The sequence below is a fragment of the Acidovorax radicis N35 genome (assembly GCF_000204195.1).
In the GTDB taxonomy this organism is placed as follows: domain Bacteria; phylum Pseudomonadota; class Gammaproteobacteria; order Burkholderiales; family Burkholderiaceae_C; genus Acidovorax; species Acidovorax radicis.
Genome location: NZ_AFBG01000012.1, coordinates 1 through 565, shown reverse-complemented (window position 1 = coordinate 565; position 565 = coordinate 1). Strand labels below are relative to the sequence as shown.

Annotated in this window: 1 pseudogene; it reads left to right on the top strand. The window is 55.6% G+C overall.

The window, feature by feature from the left end:
• Nucleotides 1–191: 191 nt before the first annotated feature.
• Nucleotides 192–477, top strand: a pseudogene (locus ARADN35_RS25815) (DUF4148 domain-containing protein).
• Nucleotides 478–565: the final 88 nt, after the last annotated feature.

Below are 565 nucleotides of genomic sequence, written 5' to 3'. Positions count from 1 at the left end.
TTGTTTCCAATACTGGAACAGTTAGTTTGCGACCCGGTGGTTTTTCTTCCGCTTCCACCCGCGTACAGTTCAACCCATCGATGAGCCGAACCCGCAAGGCGACTCACCGAACCCGGTTTGAAGCAGCTTTCCTCTCTCGCTCTTTGTTCCGGTTTTTTTGAGACGCTTTTTTAACTTCAAGGATTTTCATCATGAACAACACCGCACGTTTCCTCTCCATCGCCGCTGTGGCCGCTTTCGCTTCTTCGGTGCCCAGGCGACGAAGCCGATGCTTCGCAGTTCGCCACCAAGTTCGACACGAACCGCACCCGCGCTGAAGTGGCTGCTGAAGCCGCTACCGTGGCACAGACCCGCTCCATCGAGCCTGCTGGTTCGCGTGTGGTGACCTACAAGTCCACCGCTGACCGCGCTGCTGTGCGCAGCCAGGCTGCGGATGCTGTGCGCACCGGCCAGATCCCTTCGGGTGAGCGTGGTTGATTCTTGTTGAATCCACGGTTCACACGTTTTCGTATTCCCAAGTACCTCGTCCCCATTTTTTGAATTTCACTGGAGTTTCACCATGAAC